The sequence below is a fragment of the Coxiella-like endosymbiont genome (assembly GCF_030643785.1).
Taxonomy (GTDB): domain Bacteria; phylum Pseudomonadota; class Gammaproteobacteria; order Coxiellales; family Coxiellaceae; genus Coxiella.
The window spans coordinates 1328392-1345800 of the sequence record NZ_CP094378.1; the positions used below are offsets into that span (position 1 = coordinate 1328392).

The window sequence follows — 17409 nt, forward strand, 5'->3', positions numbered from 1 at the left end:
TAATTGGTCACTTTATGGTTTTTTGATGACAATTTTTAAGTAATAACACCAATTTTTCCGATTTAAGATTTTCTCCCAATAAATACGAATACAATTACTAAAGGAAAATAACAGGAAAAAATTGATCGGCTTCACCATCTTACATTCATTCCCTTATGCGCGGTATCGAGAAGTTCCCACAAGTGCTGTCATTTCTTGCTACGATTTAATCCTATTATTAATCCTAAAAAAATTATACCTATTAAAATAAATTGAAAAAATCTTAATATCCGTTCTTAAATTAAAGAAAGGTCTATTTTTCTAAAAAATAGATGTTTTTTTAAAAATTAATCAAAAAAAACGGCTACAATCTTAAAAAAGAATTAAATAGCGATAGTTGCTGAAGGGGCAGTGGATTATGTCTAGCAGAACTAATTCACATCAATAAAGAAAATTACTGGGAAAAGGAAAAGCACGTAATTACCACATTTTTTGGATTCTAAATTTTTTCCAAAACAGTCTGTAATTTATCCGTTGCGATAATTTCCATTTCTTCTGAAGGAAACTTGGGAGCATTTGCTTTAGGAACAATCGCGCGTTTGAAACCATGTTTTGCAGCTTCCTTAATGCGGTCTTGCCCGCTTTGAACGGGACGAATTTCTCCTGCTAACCCCACTTCTCCAAACGCAATTAAATCGGAAGCCATGGGTTTATTACGTAAACTCGAAAGTACAGCCAATAAAATGGCCAAATCCGCGCCGGTTTCAGTAATCCGCAAGCCACCCACAGCATTAACGAAAATATCTTGATTATAAGTAGCGACTCCACCGTGACGATGCAAGGTGGCTAACAGCATGGATAAACGATTCTGTTCTAAACCCACGCTTACCCGGCGAGGATTTGCTAAATGACTTTCATCCACTAAGGCTTGTACTTCTACCAACAAGGGGCGACTTCCTTCCCACGTGACTGTAATTACACTTCCAGAAACTGGCATTTCATATCTTGAGAGAAAAATAGCGGAAGGATTGTTTACCTGTTTTAACCCCGAATGAGTCATAGCAAACACACCAATTTCATTCACCGCCCCAAACCGATTTTTTACAGCACGAATAATCCGAAAACGACTATCATTTTTTTCTTCAAAATAAAGAACCGCATCTACCATGTGTTCTAGAACTCGTGGTCCGGCGATAGCCCCTTCCTTAGTGACATGACCCACAATGAATAAAGCAATTCCCTTTTGTTTTGTGAATTGCACAAGACGTGCTGCACTTTCTCGTACTTGGCTAACTCCTCCGGGAGCAGAAGGTACACTGTTGGTATAAACCGTTTGAATGGAATCAACAACCATCACTTGGGGATGTAATTTTTCGGTTAAAGATAAAATTTGTTCGACGTGCGTTTCCGCTAATAAAGTTAATTTATCTTGAGGTAATTGTAGCCGCTGTGCACGCACAGCAATTTGTTGCAGCGACTCCTCGCCCGTAATGTATAAAGTTGAATAGTTATTCCCAATTTGACATAAAATTTGCAGCAACAAAGTAGATTTGCCTATTCCAGGGTCGCCGCCGATTAAGACAACTGAATCGGAAACTAACCCGCCTCCCAATACGTGATCAAATTCCGCAAGGCCCGTCGATAAACGTGGTTGGGATTGCATATTCACATTGCTCAGCAGAGTAGGAATTGAAGAAATCCAAGAAAACCCTAACGTCTGAGAAGGGGAGGACTTTTTTACAGCCACTCTATTAAGAATAGTATTCCACTCTCCACAGTCTCGGCATTGACCTTGCCATTGCGCATATTGCGCGCCACAGCTTTGGCAAGAAAAAATTATTTTGTTTTTTGCCATTGTTCCTCTTGAATTAACTAAAGGAAAAAACCTAAAGCAGAAAAAACTTCACACTAAGATTTTAGGCTAATCCTGGTTTAAAACTTTAGCAAGCTCTTTTGCGAAATAAGTAATAATAAAATCTTCCGGCCCGTTTAATTGCCACTAAATTTTCTACCATAGCCGCAGTTTCATCCAGCCATCCTTGAATCTCAGCCGCTTTAATCATTCCAAATTTTCAGCTAACTTGACACGCGCCCAACAGGATCTGAGGAAAACGCTATTTAATTCGATAAATAATATTCAAATACATTTAAGCAGGTTTTACCATTCATAAAATCTACCCTTTCCGCACACTATCAAGTTCTGCCTCACGCAGTGCGGAACTCAAATTAACGGGGTTCCATTTGATAAGTTTTACGATCCCTAAATTGGTGGAGCTCCTTCAGCTGCTTCATGAAAAGGTCCATACAAACTGGATGCGTATTTAATCACGTAATTTAAAAATAGAAAATAGGAATATCCCGTAAATCCCACTTTATCTAAACCGTGTCTCGAATTGCCTTAACCATGCCATCCATCATACCGCTGGGAGCAACCACATACATCAGCACCAGCTTAAACTAAGCTAATTGCCTGTTTTAATTTCCTGTTTAATTAATAATTCATTATTGGTTTGGTCATCATTGACATCATGATGACCTCGACTATTTTGATAACGACAACACCACAATGACCATGATTGGTATATTCACAAAAACATACATCAACAATAAGTAAGAGCTGAGGAGCTTGCACCTTGATGCGTTGAATAGCGCGTTCAATGACGCCTTCCGTTTGGAAAGCGGTTGAACTGAGCGCATCCTTTCGGTCAGGAATTCCAAATAAAATAACAACAGAAATTTTTAATGCGGTAACTGCTTCAATTTCTTCATCCAATCGATCCATACTCCATTGGTAATGTCCTGGCATAGAAACAATTGGATTTTTTATATCGTTACCACTACAGATAAATAAAGGTAAAACTAAATCGTTGATCGAGACTTGATGTTCAGCAATTAATTTTCGCAAACTAGGGTGTTGACATAATCTCCGTAGTCGGATTGTGGGAAAGGTTTCAAGAATCTCCAGCATAAATAATTTCTCCCCTCTTTTCAGAGGGAAGAGGAAGTATTTCAAATGAAAATTAACTAATCAATAATGAAAATTAACTCATCAATTTCCATTGACCACCCGGTATCCGGCAAGATGTTCCGAAAGCATTATGAACTTAGCCACCTACTTTTACGGTGCTTTGATATTCAAAGCAATAGCGTGAGCCACGATGGTATTTCATGTACAGACCGAACAAACGCACGTTACGTCGTAGCTATTCGTCCAACTAGCTTCACGACCTATTCGGCGTACGAGTCATCGCATTCGTCATACTAATTGGATCTTGTTTGTCCATTCGTTTCCCAACAAAATTACCAATAACGCCACTTGCTACCAATGCACTGCCTAAAATATCAATCCAAGTTCCTTCTACGTGAAGGAACACCGCTCCCAATAACTCAGCATTGCCGCAGTAACTTCGATAATGGGGCCGGAAATATTGTGGACCTGGTGGGATACACCCAGCCAAGCTGACGACTAAAACAAAGGTAGAACCAATTGTCGCAATTTTTTCATGGCCTTATCTCGCTCTGTAAATCATCTTCCAAGATGATCTTCGATGCTTTAGGGTATCAAGGGACGGATACTAAAAGTATACCCTCTTTTCCAAGGTCAATCAACCAGATATCCCTCAGTTATTTCCCTCGGGATAGGAAGCTGACAGGAGGCAGTAAATGTACAATGGCTCTTCGAAGGGAAGCGGTTTCCTGTTTTATAATCAAGATAAATAAAAGGGGTATTTACATGGAGTCGCTCGCCAAACAAAAACTACCAGAATATCGATTATATCATAATGAAAAAGCTAACAAAATTGCCCACTACATTCGTATTCCTGCAGTTATATTGGACTTTCTTGTTGCTTTAAGTTGGATCAGTATTTCAGTTGCAATTCGCTGGCACATCAGTTTCACATGGATCGCAGTAATCCGCTCTTGTAGTTTATTATTATTTCCTCAACGTAAAATTGGCTCTGTGGTGATATGACGGTCATTATAGTGCTTCTCATCACCTTTGCTTTGTACCAGGATTGCTTTTCCTGCGCACCTACGACCTTCCTTCAGCTTCATTCTCTTTTTGATTTTATTTATTGGTGGAGTTCTGCTTCGTCTTATTGGTTACAGTTTTGAATAAACTAGTAGTTGAGTTAATTCTGGCACTTGGTTTAGGAAAATATTTCGATTTAGAAGAACCCACACAAACCCCCGCCCACTAAAAAGACGACAATCAGGACTCCGCCGCCACTATCGTCCTCGGTTTAAAATTAGTGGGTTTTTTTATCAGACGCCGAGGAGCAATTCGAGCGTCAGTGAGCACTTCTCCAATACCGATAAATTGATTGGCTTGAGTTCGTAACCGTACAAAGCCCTGGGTATGAGCATGCGGTACCATTACAGGTTGTCCTTGCTGCAAATAAAAAACAGTCGCGTTACTTAACTTAAGGACGGGAAAATGGGCAACCATACTTTCAATCGGTAATAAATAACTATCCAAAGGATCTTTATTCTGGTTTTCATATTCTCGCTCTAAGCGTGCTAGAGAAACCATTTGATCTTCGAGACAATGAACTACGGTTAATCGACGTAAAGCTATTACATGAGCACCACATCCCAAGGCTTCACCTAAATCGTCCACTAAAGTTCTTACATAAGTGCCCTTACTGCAATGCACATAAAGCTCAGCTATTTCCCCCTTAAAATCGAGCAAATTTAATTGATAAATAGTAACGCGCCGGGATTTACGTTCGACTTCAATACCTTGGTGGGCTAATTTATATAAAGGTTGTCCTCTATATTTTAGTGCGGAATACATCGAAGGAGTCTGTTCAATTATCCCATGAAATGATGTCATTGTTTTTTTAAACTCATGTTTTGATAATTCAGGCACAGGACGTTGAGAAATAATTTCGGCTTCACTATCACCGCTCGCTGTGCGGATTCCTAATCGAATTTTTACGAGATATGTTTTATCAGCGTCTAACAAATATTGAGAAAATTTGGTGGCTTCACCTAAGCATATCGGTAACATTCCATCGGCAAGAGGGTCTAAACTTCCGGTGTGCCCTGCTTTTTTTGCATGAAACAAATCTTTAATTCGTTGCACCGCATTGTTAGAAGTAATTCCTCGAGGTTTATCTAATAACAAGACACCATCAATGGTCCGCCTTATAATGTTTTGTCCCTTACTCCTCACTATCATCTTGAATGGCTCGTTTGATAAGCAATGAAATTTTATCGGCTCTTTCAATGGTCTCATCGTAAGCAAACTGTAATTTAGGGACATAACACAATATAGTCGCTTCTGCGAGCAAATGTCGCAGGTAACCCGTGGCTTTATGGAAAGCCTTCTGAACTTCTTGGGGATTTTGCTCTTCGAGTAATGTATAAAAAACTTTAGCCTGCTTTAAATCAGGAGACACAGAAACAGCTGTTAAAGAAATTAGGGCCAATCGGGGATCGTGGACTTCTTTTTGAGAAGTTCGGCTAGCTGCCGATGAATAAGGTCAGCCACTCGCTGTTGTCGTTGACTTGGCATTACTAAGTAATCTTCCGCTCAACTTGAATTTTTTCGTAAACTTCAATTTGATCATCTACTTTCACGTCATTGTAATTTTTTACACCGATACCACATTCTATACCTTGACGAACTTCCGCTACGTCTTCTTTATAACGGCGCAAAGATTCCAATTGTCCTTCGTAAATAACCACGTTGTCACGTAACACACGAATAGGTAAATGACGGCGGACCACCCCTTCCAAAACCATGCAGCCAGCAATGGCACCGAGTTTGGAAGAACGAAAAACTTCGCGCACTTGGACAAGGCCCATAATTTTTTCCTCAAATTCGGGAGCCAGTAATCCACTTAGAGCTTTTTTCACTTCATCAATTAAGTTGTAAATTACGCTGTAATAACGTAAATCAACAGCTTCTCGTTCCACCAAAGCTCGCGTAGGTAGATCAGTCCGAACATTAAAGCCAATAACAACTGCATCGGATGCAATAGCTAAATGCACATCTGATTCCGTAATTCCACCTACCCCACTGGCAATAATATTTACCTTAACCTCATCAGTTGATAATTTATTGAGAGCTTCTGTCAAAGCTTCCAATGAACCTTGTACATCTGTTTTTAATAAAATATTTAAAACACTTTGTTCTCCTTCATTCATACGATCGAAGACACGTTCCAAATGGGCTGTTTGTTTTTTCGCTAAGCGAATTTCGCGGTATTTCCCTTGACGAAAGCGCGCAATTTCACGGGCTTTGCGTTCATCCTGAACTACTAGCACTTCTTCCCCCGCCGTGGCGGTACCCGAAAGCCCTAATACCTCCACAGGCATTGAAGGACCCGCTTGGTAGCACGGTTGGCCGTCATCACTAATCATGGCTCGGATTCGACCATATTCGCGACCTACTAATAACATATCGCCTGGGTGCAACTCCCCACTCATCACTAAGATAGTAGCTATAGGGCCCCGACCCTTATCTAAACGAGATTCAATTACCATCCCTCGCGCAGGCCCCTTGTCTACAGCTTTCAATTCCAGCACCTCAGCCTGAAGTAAAATACGCTCCAATAAGGAATCGATGCCCTCACCCGTCTTTGCCGAAATTGGCTGGAACATGGTTTCTCCACCCCATTCTTCCGGAATAACCTCTTGTTTCGATAATTCAGTTTTAATTCGATCCGGGTCGGCTTCTAATTTATCCATTTTATTAATGGCTACTACTAAGGGGACCTTCGCCGCTTGAGCATGTTGGATTGCTTCAATAGTCTGGGGCATTACCCCATCATCGGCGGCTACCACCAAGACTACAATATCTGTACATTTCGCTCCGCGAGCTCGCATAGCGGTGAATGCCTCATGTCCGGGTGTATCTAAGAATGTGATCATTCCTAATTCGGTTTCTACATGATAAGCACCGATATGTTGAGTAATGCCACCGGCTTCAGTAGTCGTGACCTTAGTTCGGCGAATGTAGTCTAAAAGCGATGTTTTTCCGTGATCTACGTGGCCCATGATCGTCACTACTGGGGCGCGCGGTCGGGTTCCCCGCGCTACTTCTCCTAAAGTAGCCTCCAAATTTTCTTCCACGGTATCATCTTTAATAAGCTTAGCTTTATGACCCATTTCTTCAATGACAATTGCCGCCGTTTCTTGGTCGATCCGTTGGTTAATAGTGACCATTGCCCCCATTTTCATCATGGTTTTGATAACTTCCGCCGCTTTTATAGACATCTTTTGGGCCAGATCCGCTACGGTGATGGATTCCGGAAGGGTTACCTCACGGATAACGGGAGCAGTTGGCTTTGCAAAGCTATGCTCAAGCCTTGAGCTAGCCTTATCTGTCTCCAAAGAACTTGGCTTACGTCGACGACGTTCCTCAGCAAGTTTTGACATATGGAGCTCTTCACGCTCCCATTCGTCCTCTTCTTCGTTTTTACGTCCGCCTCGTGATTCTTTACGCACTCCTTTTTTAGAGGCTTCTTTGCTTTCAGCGGGTTTCTTTTTAACTTCTGGCTTGGCTGTAGATTCAGGAGCTACTTGTGGTTCCACAGCAGTTGCTACTTCTCGTTCCTCAGCTTTTTTTGTTTTTGATAAGACTGCTTCAAAGATAGTAGCAGGAGGCTCCTGGAATACTTCTTTTTCGGATATTTCTACAGGTTTTACATATGCACGCTTAGAGCGTATTTCTACATTAACGCTCTTCTTTCCTGATTTGACAACGCTCAGTTTCTTGCGCTTTAAAACAATTTTTGAACGTTTTTTATCCGATGCGGAGCCACCAGCGGTTTTTAAATGCATAAGCAATTTGCGTTTTTGGTCATCAGTAACAGTTTGGTCGATGTGAGAGATCGCAACACCCGCCTCTTTTAGTTGCTCCAAAAGACGTTCCGGTGTTGTCCGTACTAAGTCGGCCAATTGTTTGACACTCATGTCAGCCATAATTTAAATTTATTAACTCTTATTTATTCTTCTAAAAACCAGTGAGCCCTCGCGGCCATAATTAATTTAGCAGCAAAGTCCTCATCAATATCAATGATCTCTTTTAAATCGTCCACTGATTTTTCCGCCAAATCTTCTCGAGTCGTTACTTCATGAGACAAGAGCTGACAGGCCAAATCTTTCGTCATACCTTCGACTGTCAATAAATCTTCTAGGGAATCTTTTTCTCCTAATCCTTCTTGATTGGCAATTTCTTGCGTAAGTAGAACGTCGCTCGCACGGCGTTGCAATTCGCTTGCGATTTCATCATCAAACCCTTCAACATTTTGAAGTTCCTCTTTTGGAACATAAGCTACTTCTTCTAAGCTAGTAAAACCTTCTTGGACTAAGGTATCCGCGACCTCTTCATCGACATCTAATTTTTCTATGAAAATAGATTTAATATTGCTGGCTTCTTTTTCATGTCTTTGTGCCATCTCGGTTTCGCTCATGACATTAAGCGTCCAATTGGTCAATTCGCTGGCCAAACGAACATTTTGCCCACTGCGCCCAATCGCTTGAGACAATTGTTCTTCAGGAACCGCAAGGTCCATGGTATGAGAATCTTCATGGACTACGATGGACGTAACTTCTGCTGGAGCCATGGCATTAATCACTAATTGTGCGGGATTATCATCCCATAAAATAATATCGATGCGCTCGCCTCCCAATTCATTAGAAACCGCTTGAACGCGCGATCCCCGCATTCCTACACAAGCGCCGATGGGATCAATTCGACCATCATTCGTTTTAACAGCAATTTTCGCCCGTGAACCAGGATCTCGTGCAGCACCTTTAATCTCAATTACTTCTTCACCAATTTCTGGTACTTCAATTTTGAATAATTCAATTAAAAATTCAGGTCGCGTACGGCTTACTAATAATTGAGGTCCTCGTTTATCCTGCCGAACAGCGGACAAATAAACACGTAAACGATCATTAACCCGGAAAGCCTCGCGCGGAATCATCTCTTCTCGCGGCAACAACGCTTCCGCATTCTCGCCCATATCCAAGACGATACTATCACGAGTAACTCGCTTAACTACTCCAATAACGAGTTCTCCCACCCGTTTCCCATAGTGTTGAATAATTTTTGCTCGTTCAGCTTCGCGGACTTTTTGAACAATGACTTGCTTAGCTTGTTGGGCCGCAATACGACCGAATTTTACCGACTCGATAGACTCTTCAACAACATCGCCCACTTCCAAATCAGAATCAATCTCCCTCGCTCGGCTTAAGGGAATTTGTTGACCGGACGACTCTAAGGATTCCTCATCCTCCACTACTGTCCAATAGCGAAAAGTTTCATAATGCCCGCTTTTTTGATCAATAGATACGCAAATTTTAACGTCATCCTCATCATAACGTTTTGCCGTCACAGTAGCCAAGGCTGCTTCTATAGCTTCGAAGATGACCTCTTTCGAAACTCCACGTTCGTTAGACATTGAGTCAACTATTAATAGAATGTCTTTATTCATTTTTCAGCCCTCAAAATCCACCTATTTCATCCCAGCCTATTTTCACTATCATATCGTCGGTTTCTACAGTTAGTTACCTTTGCTTCGTCATCCACCATCTTAATAATGGCCGCACAGCAAATCTGGCGTTGCCCTTCTCGTGGCTTATACCAAGCGTATTTTCATTTTATGCCCCATAAATCGACGGTAATTATCAAGCGTATTTAAAGGCTGTTTTTTCCCAAACCCAGTGAGGAGATTTCCAAATTATAACGGCCACTGATGGGATCCTCGACATCTAACACGGCGTTCACTTGACGACTGATTTTGGCGCAATCGTTGAGACTTACTCTCGCAGGACTACCTACGGTCACTCGCAACACATTTTGTCCTCATTGTTATTTGTCCTTCTTGTCGAGAGAGCTCATAGCCGTCCCCACTACTAACTCAAATCCGAGTGCTTCCACCGCAAGCGTGATTATGCGCTGTAGTGTTCACGCTCAACTCATCCCCTTTCCCTCAAAAATAAAAAAGGGCATACAGCCCCTCATCTAAAAACATACCCTTAGATGGAATTTTATCTATCTCTAAATCTCTGGTAGCGGGGGTAGGATTTGAACCTACGACCTTCGGGTTATGAGCCCGACGAGCTGCCAAACTGCTCCACCCCGCATCGACGTCACACTAACTAAATATTACTTAGGTATTATATTACAGATAAATCAATCAAATGACAAGCTTCGTAAATTTTATAACAATGCGGATCAAATTAGGGGTAAGCCTTCGAGTTACAAGTTCGACATCCCTCGCTTCCTGGATTTCGCCTGTTCTCGGACCCTCTTGGGATCAGCGATCAATTACTACCGTATTGACACCGGGATGATGAGCGCCCCCGTGACTGTGGAATCACCTCCAGATTTCTGGTAAAAGAGCTGTATTTCCATTCCTTGCCTTCCTCGTAAAAGAAGGTGAGCGGTACGGATATTAGCGACACCAAATAAAGGACTGAATCCCAACAGAAGGATTGCCATAAATTAATTTCAGGCAACAAAAATAGTAGTTCGATCATAGTAATAAATGGAGGCGCAATGGAGCTACAATCATGGGTTTTTTCCCATCAGCTGGAGGAGTTCGTAGTGGGCATTTACATACTTTTTTGTTTTCTAATTGAAGTTACGCATCCTGTAACCGTTCCTATCATTAAGCCGGAACGAATGTAGAAATATTTTGTCATTATTATGTGATACATCTGCATGAGAATAAGATGGATCATCATCACCAGCTACCACTGGGATAGCTAAAATTGCCAAAAGGAATAAACGCTTACTAGCAAGTAGCTGCCCCATTGATAATAACGGTTCCATGGCGTTTTAGCATTGAGCCAAAACGACTTAAAATACTTCCCGTGACATGTTGACCTCTGTTCCTACCAATGACTGAAAGTCTATCTTATCGGAATTAATGATTTCTTAAAGGATGCTACCTTTTTTAAATTAATGTTCCCATAAGCAATAAATACTTGCATAGTCTTCTGAACTATCACTGGCCCACCGATGACTTGATACTTATGGGATAGTTGCTTCGAAAATCATCACCTAAGTGATTGCTAGGTCCAAAAAGTCCAAAAAATTAGAAAGCCAGATTCGAAAGAGCATATAACCAACCCGGGAAAATGCCTATAAAGAGCAGGGCTAGACCATTAATGGAAATAGCGATTTTCATTTCGAAGGAATATTGAATAGGTTCAAGAGGAAGAGCAGAGTTTTCAAAATACATCACCTTCACTACTCGAATGTAATAATAGGCGCCCACAATGGCGAATAAAACGGCAAGAACCGCAAGCCATACCAAATGCACTTTTATTAAAGCATCAAGAACACCCACCTTGGCGATGAATCCCACCAATGGTGGGAGGCCTGTCAAAGAAAATAAAGTCAACATCATCATGAAAGCTAACCACGGATTGCGATTGTTTAATCCAGCGAAATCTTTAATATTTTCAGCTTCAAAGTCACCTCGGCTCATTAAAATGACCATCCCAAAACTACCTAAGGTCATAAAACTATAGGTAATAATATAAAACATAGCTGCTACATAACCTTCTTTTGTCCCACATAAAACGCCAAGCAACATATAACCCATATGAGCGATCGACGAATAAGCCAACATTCGTTTAATATTTGATTGCGCAATAGCTGCAAAATTTCCGATACCCATAGATAAAATTGCAACTACTACGAGTACTTTATACCATTGTCCCTGCAAAGCCGGCATAGCATTCACCAATAAACGAATAACCATAGCAAAGGCCGCTATTTTTGGTGCCGTGGAAATAAATAAAGTTACCGAACTTGGAGCTCCCTCATAAACATCGGGAATCCACATATGGAAAGGCGCTGCTCCTACTTTAAAAGCAATACCCACCATCATAAATACTAAACCAAAGACTAAAATCAAATTTTGATGGACAGGAGTTTGACTTACTGCTGCGGCAATTTCGGTTAAATCTAAGCTGCGAGTAGCGCCGAAAACCATGGACATACCATAAATCAATATTCCTGAGGCGATGGAACCAATAATAAAATACTTCATTCCAGCTTCAACACAACGAGTTTTTTGACGTTTCATAGCAACCATAGCGTAAGTAGGAAGAGAAAATAATTCGAGGCCCAAGAAAACCATAATCAAATTATGCGAAGAAACCAAAACCATCATTCCTAACAAGGACAAAAGACCTAACACATAAAATTCCGTAGCGGGAATTTTACGTTCTTGATTATATTCCCGTGCATAGAGAAAAGTGAAAAAGACCGCCAAATAAATGAAGAGCTTAAGATAAACCGACAAATGATCCAAAACAAACAGGCAATGAAATGTAAATATCTTTGCTGAAAATTCGATTACTGGAAAAACATACCATGTTAACCAAAAAACTACTACTAAAGTAATTTGGGCGAGATAATAAGGAATCTGCGAATATCTAACAAAAAAAATACCCATCATCAAAATTACCAATGCCATAAATAATACAAATATTTCCGGTAAGGCAGGAATTAAGTTTGGTAACGTGGATGACATATCGTTAACCTTCTACAATTTCGATTGCAAGGCTTCTTGCAATAATTGACCAATGGATGTGTGAAATACATTTAATAAAGAATTGGGATAAATGCCAATCCAAACAACGGCTGCCATTATTAATATAAAAATAATTTTGTCAATTAAGCCAATATCAGTTAACCCAGCAACTGAAGCGTTAGTGATTGAGCCGTAAAATACGCGCTTATACATGTATAAAGTATATGCTGCCCCAATAACTAATGTAGAAGCAGCTAAAAAGGTTACCCCAAAGCTGGTCTTAAATGTACTGAGTAAAATCATAAACTCACCTACAAAGCCTGACGTCCCCGGCAAACCCACATTTGACATTGCGAAAACCATAAAAAAGGCAGCAAAATAAGGCATAGTTTTAGCAATACCCCCAAAATCGCCAATATAGTGGGAATGAAGTTGCTCATAGAGCATCCCAAACGCCAAAAACATCGCTCCGGCACCAAAAGCATGCGAAATCATCTGGACCATTGCTCCTTCCAGACTTAAATAGGCGTCTTGACGATTGCCGGTATGTGCCACGATCATAAATAACATAAATGCACCTAGGGTAACGAATCCCATATGAGCGACAGAGGAGTAGGCTATTAATTTCTTCATATCTGTTTGGGCAATCGCAATAAAACCAATATACACAATGGCCATTAAAGAAAGTGCAATCATCAACCAATCTAAATGACGACTGGCGTCGGGGACAATGGGCAAACTAAACCGCAAAAATCCATAACCTCCTAATTTCAGCATCAATGCAGCTAGGACTACCGAACCTCCCACCGGGGCCTCGGTATGCACATCAAGTAACCACGTATGAAGAGGCCACATCGGCACTTTAATAGCAAAAGCAACCAAAAAGCCTAAGAAAACTAAAATTTGAATGGTCATTCCCATATGCAGTCGATAATAATCGAGAATATAAAAACTGCCCGAATGCATACGCAAATATAACAAAGTCACTAATAATAAAGCTGATCCTAAAAAGGTATATAAGAAAAATTTAATAGCGGCATAGGAACGTTTTTCCATTCCCCAAATACCTATACTGAGGTACATAGGAATCAACATAGCTTCCCAAAAGAAGTAAAAAAGCATCGCATCCAGCGAAGAAAGAACCCCCACCACAGCGCCTTGCATTATCAAAAAGGCAGCTAAATATTGGCCTATTTTTTTCTTAACCATCGTCCAAGAAGCCAATACAACCAATAAAGTAGTAAAACAGGTGAGCACCACTAGCGGCATCGAAATTCCATCGACGCCGAGGTCGTAATTTATTTTGAGTGCCGGAATCCACCTTAAATGCTGAGTAAATTGCATTGCCACAGCAGTGGTATCAAAACTAAAGTAAAGTGGGATGCAAAGTATCAAAGAAATTAAAGCAATAACCAATGCTAATACACACGCTTGAGTTACTTGCTCTGGATTATTGAGCATCGCAACAGGAATAGCTCCCAAAATAGGTAACCAAATAAGTGTACTCAGTAAAGGTATATGTTCAAACATTATTGATTTAAGCCAATACCAACCAAATTAAAAAAGCTAATAAACCTAAAATCATTATAAAAACGTAATGATAAAGGTAACCCGATTGCAATCGATGCATTAATCGCGCCACCCGTATCGCGTTTCGTCCTGAACCATCTACGATAAAATGATCCAGTATTTTTAGATCACCCACTCGAAAAAAGAAATTAGCTAACGCTCTTCCACCTCGGACAAAGACAAACCAATTAAATGTATCAAAACCATATTTGGCTACCAAAATTTGATGTAACCAAGACAATCGTTGTTCCAGCAACCTAGGAATATGTGGTCGAACAATCGTCATCAACCAAGCAGAAAAAATGCCCAAAGCGGAAGCCCAAAATCGCGATGTAACAACAGAATGATAAGCCGTATAAAAAACATTGTGAAATTCCGCTCGCATCGCTTGTAAAACATTGTAGCGAGGCAAAACTTTAATACTGGATCCTAATAAATTAGGCTCACAATAGAGCATCCAGTAAATAAGAATTGCTCCTAACATTACTGAAGGGATACTTAAAATCCATTGAGGGCCTCGCATGTTCCAAGGCGTTTCTTTGATAGGTTTTAATTCAGGTGCCATTCGTTCTGAAGTATGGAAGGTTAGGAAAAATGCACGAAAAATATAATAACCCGTGACGAAAGCTCCTAAAAGTAAACAAATATAAGCATACTGAGCTCCGGGAATAGTCGAATGGAAAACCGCTTCAATAATAGCGTCCTTAGAATAAAAGCCCGAAAACGGAGGAATAGCTGATAAAGATAAGGCTCCAATTAGAAAAGATATATAGGTTACGGGTAAATATTTGCGCAGATTGCCCATTTTACGCATATCTTGCTCATGATGTAGCGCAATAATGACCGATCCAGCCGACAGGAATAATAAAGCTTTAAAACAAGCATGCGTTAATAAATGAAATATTCCTGCTGAATAGGCAGAAGCGCCATTAGCCGCTATCATATAACCCAATTGAGACATCGTGGAGAACGCAATAACCCGTTTAATATCAAATTCAACGAAAGCCAATAAACCTGTCAAAAGCGCGGTTGTGGCGCCAATAACCAAAACTGTACTCAAAGCTACTTGAGATAATTCAAAAAGAGGCGACATCCGGACCACTAAAAATACCCCAGCTGTTACCATTGTTGCTGCATGAATTAATGCTGAGATAGGTGTTGGGCCTTCCATCGATTCCGGTAACCACACATGTAAAGGCATTTGAGTAGATTTCCCCATGGCGCCAATAAAAAATAAAATGCAAATTACTGTAAGAATGGACCAATGGAAGCCCGGAAAAATACTGATTGTCGTTTGTGAAATTCCTGAAGCTACAGAAAATACTGTATGATAATCGAGACTTCCAAAATAATCTAAAATAGCGGCGATTCCGAGAATAAATCCGAAATCTCCTGCTCGATTAACCAAAAAAGCTTTTAAACTACCCATCGCCGCCGATTCTTTTTCAAACCAGAACCCAATCAATAAATAAGAAACTAACCCCACTCCTTCCCAACCAAAAAATAATTGAAAGAAATTATTGGCGGTCACCAAGATCAACATGGCAAAAGTAAACATGGACATGTAAGAAAAAAATCGCTGATAACCCAGATCCCCAGCCATGTAACCAATACTGTATATATGAACTACCAAGGAAATAAAGGTAATGATCAACATCATAACAGAGGTTAAGGAGTCCACCATAAAACCCACAGTAAAATGAAATTCACCGCTGATCCCCCAAGTGTAGATCGTTCCATAATAATAACCACTATCTACAACCACTAACATAAAAACCCAAAAGGCGCTTAGAAAGGAAATAGTAATTAAACTAATGGTGACCCATTGTGCTCCTCGGCGCCCAATTGGTTTTCCACCCAATCCCGCGATCAAACAGCCTAATAAAGGTGCTAGAACAGTAACTAAGGTCAGAGTCTTAATCATGCTTTGGTTAACCCTTTAAAATATTCATATCATCGACATTAATACTGCCACGACGGCGATAAAATAAAACCAAGATTGCTAATCCAATAGCTGACTCGGCCGCTGCTACAGTTAAAATAAAAAATACAAACAATTCCCCTGACCTGACTCCTAAATATTGAGCAAAGGCAATAAAATTGGTATTAACTGCTAACAGCATAAGTTCAATACACATTAACAATACGATTAAATTTTTTCGATTGATAATAATTCCGGCGAAACCTAAGCCGAACAAAATAGCGCCAATTATTAAAAAATAACCTAGAGGGATCATGTTTTTTCTATCTCCATCTTCACTAATCGCAATCGATCTGATTTTTTAACCTCCAATTGCTCAGAAATTCGTTGCACCTTGGCATCAGGTTTGCGGCCATGAAACGCTAATGTAATTGCTGCAATAATAGCGACAAGCAAGATGACAGCTGCAATTTGGAAAGGATAGAGATAATCAGTGTAAAGAATACTTCCCATGGCCTTAACGTTACTAAAATTAGCAGACATACAAGGGAATGAAACAGCAGCAATTCCAAAGCGACGTGGACTTACTACTACAATCATCGTGGCTATTAATAAAAACATTGCAATTAAACCAAAAGGTAAAAATCTTACAAATTTTTCTTGTGTTTTAGAAAGATCAATATTCAGCATCATTACAACAAATAAAAATAAAGTCGTGACCGCACCAACGTAGACGAAGATTAATACTAGAGCTAAAAACTCGGTTTGCATCATCATCCACAAAATAGCGCTAGCAAAAAATGCGAGCACGAGGAAAAGGACAGCATGTACCGGATTGCGCGATATAATTACCATCACCGTAGCTGCAATTAAAAGAGCTGCAAAAATAAAAAATATGACCTCGTATATTGGAAACATTTATTTGCCTTAATATTTTTTATCTATATTTTTTATCCTTCGCCCGATCCTTTGCAATTTGCTCACCGTACATATCCCCAATCATCAATAATTTTTCCTTTGTCAGAATATTTTCACCGCGATTTTTAATGCTGTAATGCATTTCAGGGGTCAATACGATGGCATCCACAGGACATGCCTCTTCACAAAAGCCGCAATTAATACATTTAAATGCATCGATATCATAAACCGTCGTACGACGCGATCCATCTTGCGCACGTGGGGCTGCCTCGATGGTAATGGCCAAAGAAGGACAAACAGCTTCACATAATTTACAAGCAATGCAGCGTTCCTCTCCATTGGGATAACGTCGCAAAGCGAGCATACCTCGAAAACGAAATGAGCTAGGGACCTCTTCATCAGGATAATGAATCGTAATCTTCTTTTTATAAAAATAACGTAAAGTTAAGGAGAGCCCCTTCAGGAGCTCCCACAAGGTGAAGCTTTTAATAATTTGTTTTAAACGTTTCATTA

16 protein-coding genes, 1 tRNA gene and 1 pseudogene are annotated in these 17409 nt (G+C 40.3%); 1 reads left to right on the plus strand and 17 read right to left on the minus strand.

Annotation, left to right across the window (positions count from 1 at the left end):
- Positions 1-478: 478 nt before the first annotated feature.
- The 5 genes from radA to MRH55_RS06775 form a co-directional block, all read right to left on the minus strand.
- Complete coding sequence (gene radA, locus MRH55_RS06755) at positions 479-1834, minus strand: DNA repair protein RadA (RefSeq protein ID WP_304985417.1); 1356 nt, start codon at positions 1832-1834, stop codon at positions 479-481.
- 85 nt (positions 1835-1919) lie between these two features.
- Positions 1920-2042, minus strand: coding sequence for a porphobilinogen synthase (locus MRH55_RS06760; RefSeq protein ID WP_304985418.1), 123 nt, complete (start codon positions 2040-2042; stop codon positions 1920-1922).
- Between the two features lie 197 nt (positions 2043-2239).
- A complete protein-coding gene (locus tag MRH55_RS06765) occupies positions 2240-2350 on the minus strand; it encodes a porphobilinogen synthase (RefSeq protein WP_304985419.1) in 111 nt (36 codons plus the stop codon).
- A 120-nt stretch (positions 2351-2470) separates the two neighbouring features.
- Positions 2471-2947, minus strand: coding sequence for a porphobilinogen synthase (locus MRH55_RS06770; protein ID WP_304985420.1), 477 nt, complete (start codon positions 2945-2947; stop codon positions 2471-2473).
- 253 nt (positions 2948-3200) lie between these two features.
- The gene (locus MRH55_RS06775; RefSeq protein ID WP_304985421.1) at positions 3201-3437 is read right to left on the minus strand and encodes a hypothetical protein; all 237 of its coding nucleotides are present in this window, start codon (positions 3435-3437) and stop codon (positions 3201-3203) included.
- A 275-nt stretch (positions 3438-3712) separates the two neighbouring features.
- Here MRH55_RS06775 and MRH55_RS06780 point away from each other — a divergent pair, with 275 nt between their 5' ends.
- Positions 3713-3952, plus strand: a complete 240-nt coding sequence (locus MRH55_RS06780; RefSeq protein WP_304985422.1) for an Mpo1-like protein — start codon at positions 3713-3715, stop codon at positions 3950-3952.
- Between the two features lie 240 nt (positions 3953-4192).
- Here the strand turns inward: MRH55_RS06780 and truB are convergent, their stop codons facing one another.
- The 12 genes and pseudogenes from truB to nuoI all read right to left on the minus strand — a co-directional run bounded on the left by truB (position 4193) and on the right by nuoI (position 17407).
- On the minus strand, positions 4193-5164 hold the full coding sequence (gene truB / locus MRH55_RS06785) for a tRNA pseudouridine(55) synthase TruB (protein ID WP_304985423.1): 972 nt from the start codon (positions 5162-5164) through the stop codon (positions 4193-4195).
- Positions 5148-5500 (minus strand): annotated as a pseudogene (rbfA, locus tag MRH55_RS06790) (30S ribosome-binding factor RbfA). The gene truB and the pseudogene rbfA overlap by 17 nt, the downstream one beginning before the upstream one ends.
- A gap of 2 nt (positions 5501-5502) precedes the next feature.
- Positions 5503-7914, minus strand: coding sequence for a translation initiation factor IF-2 (infB, locus tag MRH55_RS06795; RefSeq protein WP_304985424.1), 2412 nt, complete (start codon positions 7912-7914; stop codon positions 5503-5505).
- Positions 7915-7937: 23 nt separating this feature from the next.
- A complete protein-coding gene (gene nusA / locus MRH55_RS06800) occupies positions 7938-9431 on the minus strand; it encodes a transcription termination factor NusA (protein WP_304985425.1) in 1494 nt (497 codons plus the stop codon).
- A gap of 203 nt (positions 9432-9634) precedes the next feature.
- Positions 9635-9793 carry an LSm family protein gene (locus MRH55_RS06805; protein ID WP_304985426.1) on the minus strand — a complete coding sequence of 53 codons (159 nt, stop codon included), beginning with the start codon at positions 9791-9793 and terminating at the stop codon, positions 9635-9637.
- A gap of 213 nt (positions 9794-10006) precedes the next feature.
- Positions 10007-10083, minus strand: a tRNA-Met gene (locus MRH55_RS06810).
- Positions 10084-11039: 956 nt separating this feature from the next.
- Positions 11040-12488, minus strand: coding sequence for an NADH-quinone oxidoreductase subunit NuoN (gene nuoN, locus MRH55_RS06815; protein WP_304985427.1), 1449 nt, complete (start codon positions 12486-12488; stop codon positions 11040-11042).
- A 12-nt stretch (positions 12489-12500) separates the two neighbouring features.
- Positions 12501-14021: a complex I subunit 4 family protein gene (locus tag MRH55_RS06820; protein ID WP_304986166.1), complete on the minus strand. Its 1521-nt coding sequence runs from the start codon at positions 14019-14021 to the stop codon at positions 12501-12503.
- Between the two features lie 4 nt (positions 14022-14025).
- The gene (gene nuoL / locus MRH55_RS06825; protein ID WP_304985428.1) at positions 14026-15981 is read right to left on the minus strand and encodes an NADH-quinone oxidoreductase subunit L; all 1956 of its coding nucleotides are present in this window, start codon (positions 15979-15981) and stop codon (positions 14026-14028) included.
- Positions 15982-15988: 7 nt separating this feature from the next.
- Positions 15989-16294, minus strand: coding sequence for an NADH-quinone oxidoreductase subunit NuoK (gene nuoK / locus MRH55_RS06830; protein WP_304985429.1), 306 nt, complete (start codon positions 16292-16294; stop codon positions 15989-15991).
- Positions 16291-16896, minus strand: coding sequence for an NADH-quinone oxidoreductase subunit J (locus tag MRH55_RS06835; RefSeq protein WP_304985430.1), 606 nt, complete (start codon positions 16894-16896; stop codon positions 16291-16293). Before MRH55_RS06835 ends, nuoK begins: the two co-directional genes overlap by 4 nt.
- A 19-nt stretch (positions 16897-16915) precedes the next feature.
- A complete protein-coding gene (gene nuoI / locus MRH55_RS06840) occupies positions 16916-17407 on the minus strand; it encodes an NADH-quinone oxidoreductase subunit NuoI (protein ID WP_304985431.1) in 492 nt (163 codons plus the stop codon).
- Positions 17408-17409: the final 2 nt, after the last annotated feature.